A 17,656-nucleotide genomic window follows, 5' to 3' on the forward strand; every position below is an offset into this window, starting at 1 on the left:
GGCAGCGTTGCGTGTTCAGCTCTCGATCCGGGCAGTCTGTGTCACCAGTTGGGGTTTGGGCGCGGTGGCCAGGATCTGGTCGACCCCCATGCGGCCCTCCTCGAAGGCCAGTCGCCCGCCGACCAGGTAGAGCCGCCACACCCGGGCGGTCTCCTCGCCCTGCAGCGCGACGAATTGGTCGTAGTGGGTATCGAAGGTGTCGAGCCAGCGGTCGACGGTGCGCACGTAGTGTTCTCGCATCGCCTCCACCCCGAGCACCTCGAAATCGGCGTCCTGCAGGTAGCGCACCGACTGCCAGAGTGGGCGCATGTGCATGTCCGGGGCGATGTAGCGCTCGATGAACGCCCCACCGCCCGGGGCGGCGTCGGCGCGCCGCGACATCTGTTGCAGCAGGAGCCGACCGGACGGTTTCAGCGCCCGATGCATGATCTGCGCGTAGGCCGGGTACTGCGCCTCGCCGACGTGCTCGCCCATCTCGATCGACGCGACGGCGTCGAAACCACCTGCGGCCTCCGGAGTTTGACCGAAATCCCGGTAATCCTGCAGCCGGACCTCGACGGAGTCGCCGAGACCGCGTTCGGTGACCCGGATGGCGATGAAGTCCCGCTGCTCGCTCGAGAGCGTGATGCCGGTGGCGTGCACCCCGTAGTGCTCGGCGGCGTGCAGCAGCAGCGAGCCCCAACCGCAGCCCACGTCGAGCAGCCGCATACCCGGCTTCAGGCCGAGCTTGGTGCAGATCAGGTCCAGTTTGGCGGTCTGCGCCTCGTGCAGGGGCTGGTCGGGGGTCTGGAAGTAGCCGCACGAGTAGGCCATGTGCTCGTCGAGCAGCAGTTCGTAGAAGGCGTTGGACAGGTCGTAGTGGTGGGCGATGGCGGCGCGGTCCCGCGTGCGGGTGTGCCGGCGGCCCGACAGCCGGGCCTCGGCGACCGGCGCCGGCGGTGGCGCGCCCAGGGCACCCAGGCGCAGCGCGGCGACCGCCATCCGGGCCCGCGCAGCCACCGAGGGCCGCACCCGGGTATGGGTGCGGGTGCGGGCGGCCTGCCAGGCCCGGCGGAAGCCGTCGGCCAGATCGCCGTCGACCTCGATATCGCCGCTGACGTAGGCGCGGGCCAGACCCAGCTCGCCCGGTTCCCAAAGCAGGCGGCGCAACGCCCGGCGGTTGCGGATCACCACGACGGGGGCGTCGCGGGGCCCCGCCTCGGTGCCGTCCCAGGTGCGCACCCGCACCGGCAACGGTCCGCCCGTGACCTCGCGGAGCAGGTCGGCAAGGCGTGCGGCGCTGGTCACGCGGGCGCGAAGACCGACTTGAACCGCTCCAGCGATTCGCGGATGTCGCTCCTGAGGGCTCCGGCGACCACCATGCCGATCGGCCCGAACAGCGCCGGACCGCCGAGGTGTACGTCGAAGATCACCGTGGAGCCCTCGTCGGCGGGTTTGACCTTGCCGATCAACTTGACCTTGACCCCGCCGCGGCCGTCCCCGTTGAGCGTCATCGCCTCCGGCGGCTTGAAATGCACGATCGTCCAGCTCACCCGGTTGAGCATGCCCTTGACCTCGACGATCGAGTCGATCCTGGTGCCCTTCTCCAGGGTGTCGGGCAGCGGGCTGCGCCAGACGCGGTGGATGGACAACCACTCCCGGTAGCGGGACAGATCGGAGGCGCACTCCCAGGCCTGCTCGGGCGGCAGGGGGACGTCGACGGAGACGGAAAGCTTGGCCATGGCGTCAGCTCTGGGGTTTGTCCTGGCCGCCGGCGCCGGGCTGATCGGTGCCGGTCTGCTCGGTGCCGGTCTGATCGGTGCCGGTCTGATCGGAGATGGCGTTCTTGGCCGCCTCCTGCACCTTGTCGACGGTGTCGGCGTACTTGCCCTGCGTCTTCCGGTCGACCATGTCGCCGGCCTTGTCGATCGCCTGGTCGACCTTGTCGGAGTTCTTCGCGAGCAGGTCCTTGCCCTTGTTGAAGGCGTTGTCGAGGAATCCCATGACTGTCTATTGTTCCCGCCGAGGCGGACCCGAATCAAACCGCCGTGCGCCACAACCTGCGCTGTTCGCCCAGGATCCGGCCCTGGACCCACCACAGCGCCTCCACCAGCGCGGCACCGACCAGGCCGATCGCCAGTGCGGTCGTCGTCACGGTCACATCCGAGGGGTCGAGCATGAACTTCTCCCGGGCCAGCGGTATCGAGAAGATGACCACGTAGGCCAGCCCGGCGGCCACCACCAGGGCCACCCGCCACCACTCGTAGGGCCGGGCCACGCACGACAGCACCCACACCGCGGCGACCAGCAGGGTGATCAGCGCCGCGGTCGAGGCCTGCATCTGTTCCTGCGGCGGTGCGTCGTGGCCCCGGTAGGCCACGAGATAGGAGACGAAGGTCGACAGCCCGACCACCAGGCCCGTCGGCAGGGCGGCGGTCATCACCCGCCGCACGAAGCCGGGGTGCGCACGCTCGTTGTTGGGGGCCAGCGACAGGATGAAGGCCGGAATGCCGATGGTGAACCACGCGGCGATGGTCACGTGGATCGGCTGGAACGGAAACAGCAGCGGGTCGTAGTGGAAGATCTTCGAGCCCAGGCCCACGATGCCCACCAGCAGGGCCAGCAGCACCGAGTAGACGGTCTTGGTGAGAAACAGGTTGGACACCCGCTCGATGTTGCCGATCACCCGGCGCCCCTCCCCCACCACGAACGGCAGGGTGGCGAACTTGTTGTCCAGCAACACGATCTGGGCGACGGCGCGCGAGGCCTGGCTGCCCGAGCCCATGGCCACCCCGATGTCGGCGTCCTTGAGCGCCAGCACGTCGTTGACCCCGTCGCCGGTCATGGCCACGGTGTGCCCGCGTGACTGCAGGGCGTGCACCATGGAGCGCTTCTGGTCGGGGCGGACCCGACCGAAGGTCGTGTAGTGCTCCAGGGTGTCGGCCAGCTCTTCGGTCTCGGTCGGCAGGTGGCGTGCGTCCATGGCCTCGCCGCCGAGACCCAGGGACCCGGCCACCGCCCCCACCGACACGGCGTTGTCCCCGGAGATCACCTTGACGGCGACGTGCTGGTCGGCGAAGTAGTCCAGGGTGTCGCGGGCGTCGGGGCGAACCCTCTGCTCCAGCACCACCAGTGCGACCGGTGTCACCCGGCCCGGCGCGTCGGCGGCGTCCACGGGACGGTCCGAGGCGCCCAGCAGCAGCACCCGCAACCCCCGCGCGCCGATCCGCTCGGCCTCCTCGGCCGCCGCCGAGGCCGGGTCCAACAGCACGTCGGGAGCGCCGATGACCCAGTTGCCGTGGTCGGCGTAGGTGGCCCCGCTCCACTTGGTGGCCGACTTGAACGGCGCCAGCGCGGTGGCCCGCCAACCCGGCGCGTCCGGGTAGGCCTCGCCGATGGCCTGCATGCTGGCGTTGGGCCGGGCGTCGTCGGCGGCGAGCGCGGCCAGCGCCCGCGCCGCCGACGCGGCGCCCCCGGCGGTGGTCGAGCCGGCCGGGCCGGAGGACGGTTCCGGATGGAGTCCGGTCACGTCCGAGACCCGCATGCCGTTCTCGGTGAGGGTGCCGGTCTTGTCGGCGCAGACCACGTCCACGCGGGCCAGGCCCTCGATGGCGGGCAGCTCGTTGACCAGGCACTGGCGTCGGCCCAACCGCACCACGCCGACCGCGAAGGCGATCGAGGTCATCAGCACCAGGCCCTCGGGCACCATCGGTACCAGCGCGCCGACCATGCGCAGCACCGATTCCCGCCACCCGACGTTGGTGGTGAACAGCTGGGTGTAGATGGTCAGGATGCCCGCCGGCCACAGCAGGTAGGTGATGAACCGCAGGATCTGGTTGATGCCGCTGCGCAGTTCGGACTTCACCAGGGTGAACTTGCTGGCCTCCTCGGCCAGCCGGGCCGCGTAGGCCTCCCGCCCCACCTTCGTGGCCCGGTAGGCCCCGGTGCCCGCGACCACGAAGCTGCCCGACATGACCGGGTCGCCGACCACCTTGGCGATGGCGTCGGCCTCGCCGGTGAGCAGCGATTCGTCGACCTCGAGATTGGCGTCCTCAACGATCTCGCCGTCGACGACCACCTGGTCACCGGGACCCAGCTCGATGATGTCGTCGAGCACCACCTCGTTGGGCAGCAGCGGCTGGGTCACCGACCCCGACGCGGTCAGCCGGCGCACCATCGGGCGGGCCTGCCCGACGATCGCCAGCTTGTCCAGGGTCCGTTTGGCGCGGATCTCCTGGATGATCCCGACCCCGCTGTTGGCGACGATCAACAGCCCGAACAGTCCGTTGATCAGCGACCCGGTGGCCAACACGATGAGAAACAGCACACCGAGGATGGCGTTGATGCGGGTGAGCACATTGGCCCGCACGATCTCGGAGACGGTGCGCGCGGCGCGGGTCGGAACGTCGTTGGTGTTGCCGTCGGCGATCCGCCGGGCCACCTCGGCCTCGGAGAGGCCGGCCGCCAGTGAGGTCGTCATCGGGTGAAGGTTCCCTTGCCGTTGTCGTCGAAGTACTCCAGGGTCAGGCGGTCACCGTCGAAGGTGGCGGTGGAGATGCTGCCCGGCGGAGAGTTCTCCGAGACGAAACCGAAGGTGAACACGTCGCCGTCCCAGTGTGTCAGGGGCCAGACCTCGCCGCGTGGGCCCAGCGACAGGCCCAGTTCGCCGCCGCGCTCGGTGACGGTGGCCGGGCCCCAGTACTCGTTGGCATAGGTCCCGACGTAGGAGGCGGCCGGGGCGGCCGGGGCCGGGTCGGCCGGGGGGTTCTTGCCGACCAGTGAGCCCACGGGCCGGTCCATGGCGGCGAAGGCGTCGCCGTAGAGGGTGGGCCAGTCCTCGCGGATCTCGCCGAACTGCACGAGGTCGGCGAACTCGGCGGTCAGCGCCTCGGGCACCCCGGAGGGGGTCGCGTTGGTCAGCGCGACGATCGCCACGTCGGCCGACGGAATGGCGACGAAGTTGCTGCCCGCGCCGAGCAGGAAGGCCCCCGAATGGCTCAGCTGAACCCGGGCACCCGAGGTGGTGCCGACGTTGAAGCCGTAGCCGTAGAAACCCGATCGTGCCGCGGGCTCGTCGGGCGGGCTGGAGACGATCTGGGGAGTCAGCGCGGGCAGCAGCGCCGCGGTGTCGACGACCTGTCGCCCCCGGTACTTGCCGTCGGCGAGCAGCATGGACAGCCAGTGGGTCAGGTCGTTGACGGTGGAACTGACACCGCCGGCCGGTGCCTGCGGGTCGGGGTCGCGGACCTCGGCGGGCTCGTAGTGTCCGCCGGTGCGCAGGTGGCCGACGGCGCGGTCGGCGCGGTCGGCGTAGTCGGCGAACTCCGAGCTGGTCGAGGACATGCCCAGCGGCTCGTAGAGCACCCGGCGGCTCAGCTCCTCCCAGCTCTCCCCGGCACCGGAGGCCACCGCCTCGGCCGCGGCGGTCACTCCGAAGTTGGTGTAGGCGTAGGAGATCCGGAACGGGTCCAGCGGCTCCTGGCCCAGCCGCTCCAGGATGGTGCGCCGGTCGTAGCCGAGGTCCTCCAGTTTGTCCCCGGCATGGTCGGGCAGACCGGATCGATGGGCGTACATGTCGCCGACGGTGACCATCCGGGTGGCGGCGGGATCGGACAGGGCGAACCAGGGCAGCTCGCCGACGATCGGGGTGTCCCAGCCGATCCGCTTCTCGCCGACCTGTTGGGCCACCACCGTGGCGCCGATCGGCTTGCTCAGCGAGGCCAGCTGGAAGACGGTGTCGGGGTCGACCCGGTTGTCCGGGTCGTCTCCCCTGCGCACGTCCTTGACGCCGAAGCCCTTGGCATAGACGGTCTTCCCACCGTGTACCACCGCGACGGCCAGTCCCGGCACGCCGGAGGACTTCATCAGTTCCTCGGCCAGCCCGTCCAGACGGGCCACCGCCTCGCCGACGGCGTCGTCGGGCAGGGCCAGCGCCGGCACCAACGGCGGCGGCGTCCCGTCGCCGGCCGGCGCCAGCTCCGGCGCCGGGGTGACGGCCAACCCCGGCGGCTGGTCCGTCGGCCCGACGGCCGAGTCGCAGCCGGCGGCCAGCAGCGTCAACGGGATCACGGTCGCCGCGGCGACGACTCTGGCCAGCACACTCATCACAGCCGAAACGGTAGCGGGTTATCCGCGCCACCACGGGTCTAACGCCGGGTCGGCGCGCGTGCCCGGCGCCGCAGGCTCGACCCGTTGACCCGGCCGGGGCACCGCCGCCCCGATTCCCGCCTCGGCCGCGGCGCTCAGCATGCGTTCCACCGGCTCGGACCAGGGGTGCGGGGCCAGCCGGAAGGTTCCCCAGTGGATCGGGACGAACAGGCCGGCGCCGGGGTCGGTGACGTCGCGGTGAGCGCGCACCGCCTCCTCGGGGGTCATGTGGATATCCGGCCAGCCGTGGTGGTAGGCACCGACCGGCATCAGCGTCAGGTCGAACGGACCGTGCTCGGCTCCGATCTCGGCGAAGGAGCGGGTGTATCCGGTGTCGCCGCCGAAGAACGCGCGGTGCCGCGGACCGGCCAGCGACCACGACGACCACAGGGTGGTGTTGCGGGTCAGGAACCGTCCCGAGAAGTGCCGGGCGGGGGTGCACGTCACGGTCAGCTCCCCCACCCGGCCGCTGCCGCCCCAGTCCAATTCCACGATCCGCTCGTCGGGGATGCCCCACTGGCGCAGGTGCGCGCCGACACCGAGCGGCACGAAGAACACCGCGCGCTGGGTGCCGGCCAGGGCGGCGACGGTCTCGATGTCGAGGTGGTCGTAGTGGTCGTGGCTGATGACGATCGCGTCGACGGCGGGCAGCGCCGCCAGCGGGGCGGGCACCGGGTGCAGCCGCTGCGGGCCCACGGTGCGCGACGGGGAGCACCGTTCACTCCACACCGGGTCGGCCAGCACGCGGTAGCCGTCGATCTCGATGACGGCCGACGAGTGGCCGTACCAGGTGACCGCCAGCTCGCCGGCCCGTTCCCCGGTGGCCGGGGTGACCAGGGGCACCGCGGCCGGCGGGTGCTGCGCGGTGCTGCCGCGAAACATCTGGTGGACCAGTTTCCACTGTTCCTCGCGGGTGAGGCTGATCGCCGAGGCGGGCTCGGCGTTGGCGAACGCCCCCTCCCCGTAGTTGGCCGAACCCCCGGCCCGCGCTACCACCCGGGCGATCTGTGCGGGGCCCGCGCCCAGCGCGGCCGGCGCACCGTGCACCGCCCGCAACACCCAGCCACCGGCGGCCAGGGTGGCCGTGCCGGCGGTGAACCGCAGCGCCCGCCGAAGCACCTAGGCGCCCCGGAAGTTGGGGGTGCGCTTCTCGATCCGTGCGACCTGGGCCTCGATGACATCCTGACTGCCCCAGGCCCGGTCGAACATCTCCTTGTGCAGGGCGGGCCAGTCCTGCTGGTAGGCCCCGTCGTCGTTGAGCACGCGTTTGGAGTGCTGCAGCGACAGCGGGGCCAGCCCGGCGATCTCGGCGGCCCAGGCCTGCGCGTCGGCCACGGCCCCGAGCCGGTTGGCCATCCCGGTCTGCAGGGCGACCTCGGCGGTCAGCTTCTCCGCGGCCAGCAGCATCCCGCGCGCCCGCCCGTATCCGGCCAGCGACGCCAGCCGACGCACGCTCCAGTTATCAAGAGCCAAGCCGTATCTGGCGATCGGGAACTGGAAGTAGGCCTCCGGCGCCACCACCCGCAGGTCGCAGATCATGGCCAACTGCACCCCGGCGCCGATGGCCGGGCCGTTGATGGCACCGATCACCGGCACCGCAACCCTGTCGATCGCCAGGTTCAGCGCCAGCGCCTTGTCCGGGAAGTCGGCGGCGAACACGTCCCCGGACAGGTCGGCCCCGGCACAGAACACGGTGCCCTGCCCGGTCAGCACGATCGCCCGGACGTCCTCGTCGACCGCGTGCTCGATGGTCTCCCGGAGGCCGTCGACGAGTTCGCTGTTCAGTGCGTTGCGCCGTTCGGGCCGCTGCATCTCGATGGTCAGGACATTGCCGTCACGGGTGAGACCGATCATGGCGACGAGCCTATCTCGGCTCGCCCGCGGCCCTGCTGGGCGTGCACCACCGGCCCCGATAGCCTCGAGAACCGTGAGTCGGATCAGCGCGATGGACCTCCGCGACGCCGTGTTGGACCCGGGATCGTTCCGCAGCTGGGACACCACGCCGCTGGAGGTGGCCACCACCGCCCGCTACGCCGCCGAGCTGGCGGCGGCACGGGCGGCCACCGGCCTGGACGAGGCGGTGCTCACCGGCGAGGGCACCGTGTTCGGGCGGCGGGTGGCCGTGGTGGCCGGGGAGTTCGACTTCCTGGCCGGCTCGATCGGGGTGGCCGCGGCCGAGCGGATCACCGCGGCCGTCGAGCGGGCGACCGAGCTGCGCCTGCCGCTGCTGGCCTCGCCGAGTTCGGGTGGCACCCGCATGCAGGAGGGCACGGTGGCGTTCCTGCAGATGGTCAAGATCGCCGCGGCGGTGACCCTGCACAAGGAGGCACACCTGCCCTACCTGGTGTACCTGCGCCACCCCACCACCGGCGGGGTGTTCGCGTCCTGGGGGTCGCTCGGCCACATCACCGTCGCCGAGCCGGGGGCACTCGTCGGCTTCCTCGGGCCGCGGGTCTACGAGAAGCTCTACGGTGAGCCCTTCCCGTCCGGGGTGCAGACCGCCGAGAACCTGCAGCACCACGGCGTGATCGACGCCGTGGTGCCGCTGGCGGGACTGCGCGGCGCCCTGGACCGGGCCCTGCAGGTGGTGTCCGACGACCCCGCGCCGGCGCCCGCCGCGCCACCGCACGAACCCGTTCCGGACGTGCCGGCCTGGCAGTCGGTGGAGGCCTCCCGCCGCGCCGACCGCCCGGGGGTCGCCCAGCTGCTGCGGCACGGCTGCACGCAGGCGGTGCTGTTGTCGGGTACCGGGCAGGGCGAGCAGTCCTCCGCCACGGTGCTGGCACTGGGGTTGTTCTGCGGTCAGCCCGCGGTGGTGCTGGGCCAGCAGCGCACGGTGGGCGGCCTGATCGGCCCGGCCGCGCTGCGGGAGGCGCGCCGGGGCATGGCGCTGGCCGCCGGGCTGCGGTTGCCGCTGGTGCTGGTGATCGACACCGCCGGGCCCGCCCTGTCGGAGCAGGCCGAGGAGGGCGGACTGGCCGGGGAGATCGCCCGGTGCCTGTCGGAGCTGGTCACCCTGGACACCCCGACGGTGTCGGTGCTGCTCGGGCAGGGCAGCGGCGGGCCGGCGCTGGCGATGGTGCCGGCCGACCGGGTGCTGGCCGCCCTGCACGGCTGGCTGGCCCCGCTGCCGCCGGAGGGCGCCAGCGCGATCGTGTTCCGCGACACCGATCACGCCCCCGAGCTCGCCGCCGCCCAGGGCGTGCGCTCGGCGGATCTGCTGCGCCACGGCATCGTCGACCGGATCGTGCCCGAACATCCCGATGCCGCCGAGGAACCGGTCGCATTCTGTGAACGGGTGGCCGTGGCGGTGGCCACCGAGGTCGCCGCGCTGCGCGACCAACCGCGATCGGCGCGGATGGCCGCACGGCTGCGGCGCTACCGCCGGCTGGGGCTGGCGGGCCTGGGCGGCTGACCGACACCCGGCTTCAGGACCGGCGTCAGGTGAGGGGCGCCGACCACCGCAGCGCGGTTCCCCCGGTCGCGGGTCGCTCGATCGCGAACGCGCCGCCGACCTCGTCGGCGCGTTGGCGCAGGTTGGCCAGACCACTGCTGGTGACGCTGTCCGGGATGCCCACCCCGTTGTCGACGACGTCGATGGTCAGTTCGTCCTTGACGGTGACGGTGACCGTCAGCGTGGTGGCCGCGGCGTGGCGTGCGGCGTTGCTGACCGCCTCCCGGAGCACGGCCTCCGCGTGACCGGCCAGGGTCGCGTCGACCACCGACAGCGGGCCGACGAACTGCACGATGCTGCGCAGGCCCGGGCCGGAGAACTGCGCGATCGCCTCCTCCAACCGTTGCCGCAGCCGGGTGGAGCCCGATGCCTGGCCCTGCAGGTGGAAGATGGCGGTCCGGATCTCCTGGATCACGGTCTGCAGATCGTCGACGTAGTCGGAGAACCGCTTCTGCGTCTCGGCGGAGCGCACCCGGGGAATGGCACCCTGCATCCCGAGACCGATGGCGAACAGCCGTTGGATGACGTGGTCGTGCAGGTCCCGGGCAATTCGCTCCCGGTCGGTCAGGACGTCGATCTCGCGCATCTGGCGTTGGGAGATGGCCAGCTGCCAGGCCAGCGCGGCCTGGTCGGCGAAGGCGGCCATGGTCTGCAGTTGTTCGTCGTCGAACGGTGGCGCACCGACCGGCCGCGCGGCGATCAGCACGCCGGCCACGGTGTCGATGGCCCGCAGCGGCAGCAGCAGCGCGGGCCCGAACTCGTCGCGGCCGTCGCCGGCGACATCGAGGACGTCCACCCGAAGCGCCGCACGGTCGCGGTAGGCCCGGCCGATCGCGGTCGTGCGCGTGGGTATCGACGCGTGGTGCAGGTGCGGCGGGGTCTCGCCGGCCACCTCGGTGACGACCAGATCGCCGACGTCGGCGGGCGCCGGCTCGTCGTCGAGGGGCAGGGCCACCAGCGCTGCGGTCGTCCCGGTGAGCTTGAGCGCCTCGGAGGCGACGAGGCGGAAGACGGCGGCCGGCTCGGTGCCCGAGAGCATCTCGGCGGTGATGTCGCGGGTGGCCTCGATCCAGGACAGGCGGGTCTGGGACTGCTCGTAGAGCCGGGCGTTGTCGATGGCGATCCCGGCGGCGGCGGCCAGCGCCTCGACGAGCACCTCGTCGTCCTCGGTGAACGGCTGGCCGTCGGCCTTCTCGGTGAGATAGAGGTTTCCGAAGACCTCGTCGCGGATGCGCACCGGCACCCCCAGAAAGGTGCGCATCGGCGGATGATGCGGTGGAAGTCCGACGGAGTCGGGGTGGTGCGCGATGTCGTCGAGGCGGATCGGCTTGGGGTCGTCGATCAACACCCCGAGGACCCCGCGTCCGCCGGGCAGGTGCCCGATGCGCTGCCGGGTGTCCTCGTCGACGCCTTCGAAGATGAAGTCGGCGAGGCCGTGGTCCTGGCCGCGCACCCCCAGCGCGCCGTAGCGGGCGTCGACGAGCCCGATCGCCGTGCGCACGATGGTGCGCAGGGTGACGTCGAGCTCCAGCCCCGAGGTCACCGTGAGCATCGCCTCAACCAGGCCGTCGAGGCGGTCCCGGCTGCTGATGATCTGGGCCATCCGATCCTGGACCTCGTTGAGCAGCTCACGCAGGCGCAGCTGGGACAACGTGTCACGAAGTGGGTGGTGCATGCCGCCAGGGCCCCCCGGCCCCGTTCCGGAAGTCACCGGCTCATAATTCCACTCGCGCCTGAAAATGTCCTAAGAGTGCGCATGGTTCGCCGTGGCACGGGACGCGGCCGGCGTGCCGAAGAAGTGCAGGGTGATCAGTTTGGCGCGGTCCTCGACCAGGAACCAGAACAGCGAATAGCCCCACACCAGCGCGGCCAGCGCCCATCCGATCGGGGTGATCAACAGCCCGAAGACGGCGATCGTGGTCGCCAGGGCCTGGGTGCCGATCACCGCCCCCAGCAGGACCGGCGAGGGCGCCGGCGGCGTCCAGAACGGTTTCGGTGTGCGGGTGACGAACACGGTGAGATGACCCGACACCGACAGCTTGAGGTAGATCAGGGTGCGCAGCGCGTCCTCGTCGAGGTGCAGGCCGTCGCGGGCCAGGAACAACAGGCCCAGTGTCTCGGCCACCCCGAGGGTGCCCAGGACGCAGGCCACCACCAGCACCCGGCGCATGTCCCAGGACACCGGCGCCGGCGCGCCCCGCACCCGGTCGTAGGCGATCGCCAGGATCGCCCCGTCGTTGAGCACCGCGAGCAGCACGATCATGATGGCCGTGACGGGAAAGAAGTTCAGCGCCACGATCGAGATGGTGATCAGCAGCAGCACCCGGATGGTCTCGGTGATCCGGTAGGTGGCGTAACTGGTCATCCGCTCGAAGATCTCGCGCGCCTGCCGGATCGCCTCGACGATCACCGACAGCCCGGGCGCCAGCAGCACGACGTCGGCGGCGGCGCGGGCGGCGTCGGTGGCCCCGGCCACGGCGATGCCGGCATCGGCCTGCTTGAGCGCCGGCGCGTCGTTGACCCCGTCTCCGGTCATCCCGACGATGTGGTGTTCGGACTGCAGGGCCTTCACGATGGCGTACTTGTGCTCGGGGAACACCTGCGCGAACCCGTCGGCGCTCTCGATCAGTGCCGGTGTCGCCTTCTCCCCGTCGGCGCCCAGCTCGTCGGCGGCCATGATCCGGTCGCCGATGCCCACCTCCCGGCCGATCTGGCGGCCGATGGCGACCTGGTCCCCGGTGACCATCTTGACGTCCACCCCGAGCTGCTTGGCCGCCGCGACGGTCTCGGCGGAGTCCGCGCGGGGCGGATCGGCCAGGGCCAGCACACCGAGCACCCGCCAGCCCGAGCCGTCGTCGCGGGCGACGGCCAGGGCCCGTTGCCCGCGCTGGGCATAGCGTTGGGCGACCCCGTCGACGTCGGCGGCCTCCGGATCGGCGGCGGCCAGCGCGGCGATGGCCTGCGGAGCCCCCTTGGACAGGGTGATCCGCCGGCCCGTGGAGTCGACGACGGTGGCCTCGGTGCGCTTGTGCACCGGATCGAAGGGCAGGTAGGCGGCCGGGGTGGCGTCCATCGGCTGCGCGGCGGCCAGCACCGCGGTGTCGATGGGGTCGCGGTCCTCGGCGCGCGAGGCGGTCGCGGCCGCGGTCATCAGGGCCTCGCGCTCGACCCCGGGTGCGGTCCAGGCGTCGGCGACCGACAGGGCGTTCTGGGTCAGCGTGCCGGTCTTGTCGGTGCACAGCACGTCCATGCCGCCGAGTTCCTCGATGGCCGGCAGGTGGCTGACCACCGCGTGGCTGCGCGCCAGCTTGCGGGCGCCGACGGCCATGGTCACCGACAGCACCGCCGGCAGCGCCACCGGGATGGAGGCGATGGTGACCACCAGCGCGAACTCGACCGTCTCCAGCGCGGCATTGCCGCGCAGCAGCGACACCGCCACCGTGATCGTCACCAGCACCAGCGCGGCCACGATCAGCGCGTGCCCGATCCGCAGCACCGCCCGCTGGAAATGGCTGATGGTGCCGGCGGTCTCGACGAGTTTGGCGGTGGCACCGAAGTACGACGAGCCCGCGGTCGCGTACACCAGGGCGTCGCCCTCGCCGCGCACCATCACCGAGCCGGAGTACATCACCCCACCCCGGGTGCGCTCCACCGGCAGGGATTCGCCGGTCAGCGCCGACTGGTCGACCTCGACGGTGACGTCGTCGATGAGCCGGGCGTCGGCGGGGACCACGTCGCCCAGACGCAGCCGGATCACGTCGCCGGGCACCAGGTCACGGACCGCGATCTCGGTCCAGGCGCCGTCGCGACGCGCCGCGGTGGTGCCGGCGAGGCGTTGTTTGAGCGCGGCGATCGCGTTGGCCGCCTGATGTTCCTCGATGAAGGACACCAGACCGTTCATGGCCAGCAGCACGCCGATGACGATGGCCTCCGGCCAGTGTCGTACCACCAGCGACAGCACGAGGGCGACCTCGATCATCCAGGGGATGGGCGCCCAGAAGTAGCCGAGGAAGGTCAGGATGGGGTTACGGGCCTTCTCGGCGATCTCGTTGGGTCCGTAGTGGTCGAGGCGCCGGCGTGCCTGTTCGGAGCTCAGCCCGGCCGGGGAACTGTCGAGCTGGCCGAAGACGTCGGCGAGTGCGGGTTCGGTGCTCTGCTCACTCACCGGTCCAGTCCACCAGCCTCGGCTGTGTGTTTCCAGGGACCGGGGGAACAGCCTCGGAGTCAATTGGTCACGTGGTCACGCCAGCGAGTTGACCCACGCCTCGTGCAGGGCCGCGTAGTGCCCGTCGCCGGTGATCAGCTCGGTCGGCGGACCGTCCTCGATGATGCGCCCGCCCTCCAGGACCAGCACCCGGTCGGCCACCTCGACCGTCGAGAGCCGGTGCGCGATCACCAGCGCGGTGCGGTCGGCCAGCACGGTCTCGAGTGCGCGCTGGACCAGGCGTTCGCTGGGGATGTCCAACGACGATGTCGCCTCGTCGAGGATCAGCACGGCCGGATCGGCCAGGAAGGCCCGGGCGAAGGCGACGAGCTGACGCTGCCCGGCCGACAGCCGTCCCCCGCGCTTGGCGACGTCGGTGTCATAGCCCTGGGGCAGCGACGCGATGAACTCGTCGGCGCCCACCGCCGCGGCCGCCGCCCGGACCTCGGCGTCGGTGGCGTCCGGCCGGCCGAACCGGATGTTGTCGGCGACGGTCCCGGCGAACATGAAGTTCTCCTGGGTGACCATCACCACGTGGCGGCGCAGCTGGCTCTGGTCCAGGTCGCGCAGGTCGATCCCGTCGAGGGTGACCGCACCGGCGGTCGGGTCGTAGAACCGGGCGATCAGCTTGGCGATGGTGGTCTTGCCGGCCCCGGTGGTTCCCACCAGCGCGACGGTCTGCCCGGCGGGCACCGTGAGGTCCAGCCCCGGCAGCACCGGGCGCCCCGGCGTGTAGCCGAAGCCGACACCGCGGAACTGCACCTCGCCGCGGACCCTCGTCAGCGGCACCGGGGTGGCCGGGTCGGCGATCGCCGGACGTTCGGCCAGCACCCCGGCCAGTTTCTCCAGCGCCGAGGCCGCCGACTGGAAGGTGTTGAAGAACTGTGTGATCTCCTGCATCGGTTCGAAGAACATCCGCAGGTAGAGCAGAAACGCGGCCAGGGTGCCGATCGTCATCTCGCCGTGCAGGACCCGGTAGCCGCCGTAGAGCAGCACCACACCGGTGGTGAGGTTGCCGACCAGTTTGACCCCGGGCATGAAGACGGCGATCAGTTTGAAGGTGCGCTCGTTGATGTCGCGGTAGCGGTCGGCCAGCCCGTCGAAGATCTCGGCGTTGCGCGGTTCGCGGCGGTAGGCCTGGACCGCCTTGATGCCGGTCATGGTCTCGACGAACTGCACGATCACCAGCGCCGCGCTCTCGCGCACCTCCCGGTAGGTCTTCGACGATTCGGCGCGGAACCATGTCGCCAGCAGGACCAGGATCGGGAAGGCGACCAGGCACATCAGGCCCAGCCGCCAGTCCAGCACCACCAGCAGCACCGCCGTGCCGAACAGGGTCAGTACCGCGGTGATCAGGCTGTCGAAACCGGTTTCCAGCAGCTCCTGGATGGCCTCGACGTCGTTGGTGGACCGGCTGACCACCCGCCCCGAGGTGTAGCGGTCGTGGAAGGCGATGTCCAGGCGCTGGAAGTGCCGGAACAGCCGGCGCCGCAGCTCGAGCAGCACCGAGTTTCCGACGCGGCCCGACGTGCGCAGGAAGACCATGCGGCTCAGCGCCTGCAGGGCCACCACCGCGGCCAGCACGGCGACGATGACCAGCAGATGCCGCGACGATCCCTGTTCGACGATGGGCGGTATGCCGTGGTCGATGCCCCGCTGCACGAGGATGGGGACCGACAGCCGCGCCGCGTTCTCCACGACCACGACGACGGCCAGCACCGCGACGGTCACCCGGAACGGGCGCAGCAGCGAGAACAGCAGTGCCCTGGCCTCGCGGCGCTGCGGCACGGCCGTCTCGGCCGACAGCCCGACGGCGGGGTCGTCGTCGGCGGCGTCGTCGAAGCGGCCGCGCCAGTCAGCCGACCGGTCGCTCGACATCTCGTTCGGTTTCTCGTTCCGCAATGGCGTCCACCTCCTCACCGCCGTCGGTGTAGACCCGCTCGAGCCGGTCCCACTCGTCGTCGTTCTCCCACACCGGTTCCCGTTCGGCGCCGTCGTCGAGGTCGACGCCCAGACCGGGCTCGGCCGCCAGCAGCGACCGGTAGGCCGGAACCGTGGCCAGCAGCTCGGCGTGGGTGCCGATGTGGGTGATGGTGCCGCCGGACAGCAGCGCCACCCGGTCGGCCAGCAGCACCGTCGACGCCCGGTGCGCCACCACCACGGCGGTGACCTCGTGCAGCACCCGGCGCAGCGCCTCGGTGACCCGGGCCTCGGTGTGCACATCGAGGGCCGACAGCGTGTCGTCGAGGACCAGCACCCGCGGCGCGGACAGGATGGCGCGGGCCAGTGAAAGGCGTTGCCGCTGCCCGCCGGACAGGCTCATGCCCTGCTCCCCGATGCGGGTCTGCAGCCCGTAGGGCAGGTCGTAGACGAACTCGGCGGCGGCGACCTCGATCGCGCCGGCCAGTTCCCGTTCGTCGGCCGGGTTCTCCGGCCCCCGGCCCAGCCGCAGGTTCTCGGCCACCGACATCGAGAACAGCGTCGGGTCCTCGAACGCGGTGGCCACCGCCGCCCGCAGCGAGGCCAGCGTCAGCTCGCGGATGTCGGTGCCGTCCAGCAGGATCTGGCCCTCGGTGACGTCGTAGAGGCGCGACAGCAGGGTGGCCAGCACCGTCTTGCCGGATCCGGTGGCGCCGACCAGCGCGATCGTCTCGCCGGGCGCCACGGTGAGGTTGACGCCGCGCAGCGCCCATTCCGGGGAGTGCGGGGATGAGCCGGGGGACGTGTCGGAGAGAGAGTCGGGGAAACGGAACCCGACGTCCACCAGCTGCAGCGCTCCGCGCCGCGGGACGGCGGTCTGCGGGCCGTCCGTGATCTCCCGGGGTGCGTCGAAGATCTCCACGATGCGGTCCGAGGCGGTGAAGGCCTCCTGCATCATCGACAGCAGAAAGCCCAGCGAGGCGATCGGCCAGACCAGGGAGAGCATCATCGTGATGAACGCGACCAGGGTGCCCATCGTCACCATGCCGTTGCCCGCCGCGTAGGCACCGAAGCCCAGCACGACGATCAGCGTCAGGTTGGGGATCACCTCCAGCAGCGTCCAGAACCGGGCCGAGACGTCGACCTTGCGGACCTGGGTCGCGTACAGCCTGCGGGCCTGCTCGTCGAACCGGTCGAACGTGTACTGCTCGCGGCCGAAGGACTTGATCACGCGCATGCCCAGCGCCGATTCCTCGACATGGGTGGCCACGTGGCCGGACTGGTCCTGGGCCAGCCTCGACAGCCGGGTGAACTCCCGCTCGAAGTGCAGCACGGTCGCCGTGATGGGCAGGATCGAGACGAGCACCACCACCCCGAGCGGCCAGAACATGGCCAGCAGGATGCCGGTCACCACCACGATCTGAACGACGTTGAGCAACAGGAAGACCAGGCCGAACGACAGGAACCGCCGGACGGTGCCCAGATCGTTCATCACCCGGGACAGCAGTTGTCCGGACTGCCAGCGGCCGTGGAAGGACATCGGCAGGATCTGCAGCCGGGAGTACAGGTCCTTGCGGATGTCGGCCTCGACGCCCATGGTGGCGCGGGCCACCAGCCAGCGACGGATGAACCACAGCACGGCCTCGGTGATGCCCACACCCATGGCCGCCGCTCCGAGGATCCACAGGCCCTGTTGATCCTGATGCCGCACCGGTCCGTCGATGACGGCCTTGGTCATCAGCGGAATCGAGATGGTGGCCGCCAGGCTGACCACCGCGATGACCAGCATCGCCAGCCAGCGCGCCCGGTAGGGCAGCAGGTAGGGCAGCAGCCGGACCAGCGCCGATCCGCTGCGGATGCGCGCCGGCGGCGCCCCCACCGCAGGGGTGCGCGCGGGCTGTCGCCCAGGCTCGACGCGCATGCGGCCCCCTGCCGTGAATCGTGTGTTTTCC

Annotated in this window: 12 protein-coding genes; 1 reads left to right on the forward strand and 11 read right to left on the reverse strand. The window is 71.3% G+C overall.

The annotated features are described in order from the left end of the window. Nucleotides 1-15: 15 nt before the first annotated feature. From CSR00_RS09375 to CSR00_RS09405, 7 genes are read right to left on the reverse strand one after another with little or no spacing between them, the layout of a single operon-like run. Nucleotides 16-1,287 (reverse strand): SAM-dependent methyltransferase, encoded by a 1,272-nt coding sequence (locus CSR00_RS09375; protein ID WP_099022123.1) that lies wholly within the window; start codon nt 1,285-1,287, stop codon nt 16-18. Continuing rightward, the gene (locus CSR00_RS09380) at nt 1,284-1,721 is read right to left on the reverse strand and encodes a type II toxin-antitoxin system Rv0910 family toxin (RefSeq protein ID WP_099022124.1); all 438 of its coding nucleotides are present in this window, start codon (nt 1,719-1,721) and stop codon (nt 1,284-1,286) included. The genes CSR00_RS09375 and CSR00_RS09380 overlap by 4 nt, the downstream gene beginning before the upstream one ends. Nucleotides 1,722-1,725: 4 nt before the next feature. Next, nucleotides 1,726-1,983 (reverse strand): antitoxin, encoded by a 258-nt coding sequence (locus CSR00_RS09385; RefSeq protein ID WP_099022125.1) that lies wholly within the window; start codon nt 1,981-1,983, stop codon nt 1,726-1,728. 34 nt (nt 1,984-2,017) lie between these two features. Then, nucleotides 2,018-4,459 (reverse strand): HAD-IC family P-type ATPase, encoded by a 2,442-nt coding sequence (locus tag CSR00_RS09390; protein ID WP_099022126.1) that lies wholly within the window; start codon nt 4,457-4,459, stop codon nt 2,018-2,020. Then, a complete protein-coding gene (locus CSR00_RS09395; RefSeq protein WP_099022127.1) occupies nt 4,456-6,084 on the reverse strand; it encodes a serine hydrolase in 1,629 nt (542 codons plus the stop codon). Before CSR00_RS09395 ends, CSR00_RS09390 begins: the two co-directional genes overlap by 4 nt. A 21-nt stretch (nt 6,085-6,105) precedes the next feature. Next, nucleotides 6,106-7,245: an MBL fold metallo-hydrolase gene (locus tag CSR00_RS09400; RefSeq protein ID WP_099022128.1), complete on the reverse strand. Its 1,140-nt coding sequence runs from the start codon at nt 7,243-7,245 to the stop codon at nt 6,106-6,108. Then, nucleotides 7,246-7,980 carry an enoyl-CoA hydratase gene (locus tag CSR00_RS09405; RefSeq protein WP_099022129.1) on the reverse strand — a complete coding sequence of 245 codons (735 nt, stop codon included), beginning with the start codon at nt 7,978-7,980 and terminating at the stop codon, nt 7,246-7,248. A gap of 73 nt (nt 7,981-8,053) precedes the next feature. On the opposite strand from CSR00_RS09405, the gene CSR00_RS09410 reads away from it, so the two are divergent. Beyond that, complete coding sequence (locus CSR00_RS09410) at nt 8,054-9,541, forward strand: carboxyl transferase domain-containing protein (RefSeq protein WP_099022130.1); 1,488 nt, start codon at nt 8,054-8,056, stop codon at nt 9,539-9,541. A gap of 25 nt (nt 9,542-9,566) precedes the next feature. Here the strand turns inward: CSR00_RS09410 and CSR00_RS09415 are convergent, their stop codons facing one another. The 4 genes from CSR00_RS09415 to CSR00_RS09430 all read right to left on the reverse strand — a co-directional run bounded on the left by CSR00_RS09415 (nt 9,567) and on the right by CSR00_RS09430 (nt 17,625). After that, nucleotides 9,567-11,255: a GAF domain-containing sensor histidine kinase gene (locus tag CSR00_RS09415; RefSeq protein ID WP_099022131.1), complete on the reverse strand. Its 1,689-nt coding sequence runs from the start codon at nt 11,253-11,255 to the stop codon at nt 9,567-9,569. 69 nt (nt 11,256-11,324) lie between these two features. Then, nucleotides 11,325-13,745: a plasma-membrane proton-efflux P-type ATPase gene (locus CSR00_RS09420; RefSeq protein ID WP_099022132.1), complete on the reverse strand. Its 2,421-nt coding sequence runs from the start codon at nt 13,743-13,745 to the stop codon at nt 11,325-11,327. 75 nt (nt 13,746-13,820) lie between these two features. Further along, nucleotides 13,821-15,662 (reverse strand): ABC transporter ATP-binding protein, encoded by a 1,842-nt coding sequence (locus tag CSR00_RS09425; protein ID WP_099022133.1) that lies wholly within the window; start codon nt 15,660-15,662, stop codon nt 13,821-13,823. Next, nucleotides 15,640-17,625 carry an ABC transporter ATP-binding protein gene (locus CSR00_RS09430; protein ID WP_099022134.1) on the reverse strand — a complete coding sequence of 662 codons (1,986 nt, stop codon included), beginning with the start codon at nt 17,623-17,625 and terminating at the stop codon, nt 15,640-15,642. Before CSR00_RS09430 ends, CSR00_RS09425 begins: the two co-directional genes overlap by 23 nt. Nucleotides 17,626-17,656 lie beyond the last annotated feature (31 nt).

This window comes from Mycolicibacterium palauense (assembly GCF_002592005.1).
Taxonomy (GTDB): domain Bacteria; phylum Actinomycetota; class Actinomycetes; order Mycobacteriales; family Mycobacteriaceae; genus Mycobacterium; species Mycobacterium palauense.

What these genes read in the sequence shown, in the direction of transcription:
- CSR00_RS09380 (WP_099022124.1), bottom strand. Translation starts at nt 1,721, where the DNA reads ATGGCCAAGCTTTCCGTCTCCGTCGACGTCCCCCTGCCGCCCGAGCAG.
- CSR00_RS09385 (WP_099022125.1), bottom strand. Translation starts at nt 1,983, where the DNA reads ATGGGATTCCTCGACAACGCCTTCAACAAGGGCAAGGACCTGCTCGCG.
- CSR00_RS09390 (WP_099022126.1), bottom strand. Translation starts at nt 4,459, where the DNA reads ATGACGACCTCACTGGCGGCCGGCCTCTCCGAGGCCGAGGTGGCCCGG.
- CSR00_RS09395 (WP_099022127.1), bottom strand. Translation starts at nt 6,084, where the DNA reads ATGAGTGTGCTGGCCAGAGTCGTCGCCGCGGCGACCGTGATCCCGTTG.
- CSR00_RS09405 (WP_099022129.1), bottom strand. Translation starts at nt 7,980, where the DNA reads ATGATCGGTCTCACCCGTGACGGCAATGTCCTGACCATCGAGATGCAG.
- CSR00_RS09415 (WP_099022131.1), bottom strand. Translation starts at nt 11,255, where the DNA reads ATGCACCACCCACTTCGTGACACGTTGTCCCAGCTGCGCCTGCGTGAG.
- CSR00_RS09425 (WP_099022133.1), bottom strand. Translation starts at nt 15,662, where the DNA reads ATGTCGAGCGACCGGTCGGCTGACTGGCGCGGCCGCTTCGACGACGCC.
- CSR00_RS09430 (WP_099022134.1), bottom strand. Translation starts at nt 17,625, where the DNA reads ATGCGCGTCGAGCCTGGGCGACAGCCCGCGCGCACCCCTGCGGTGGGG.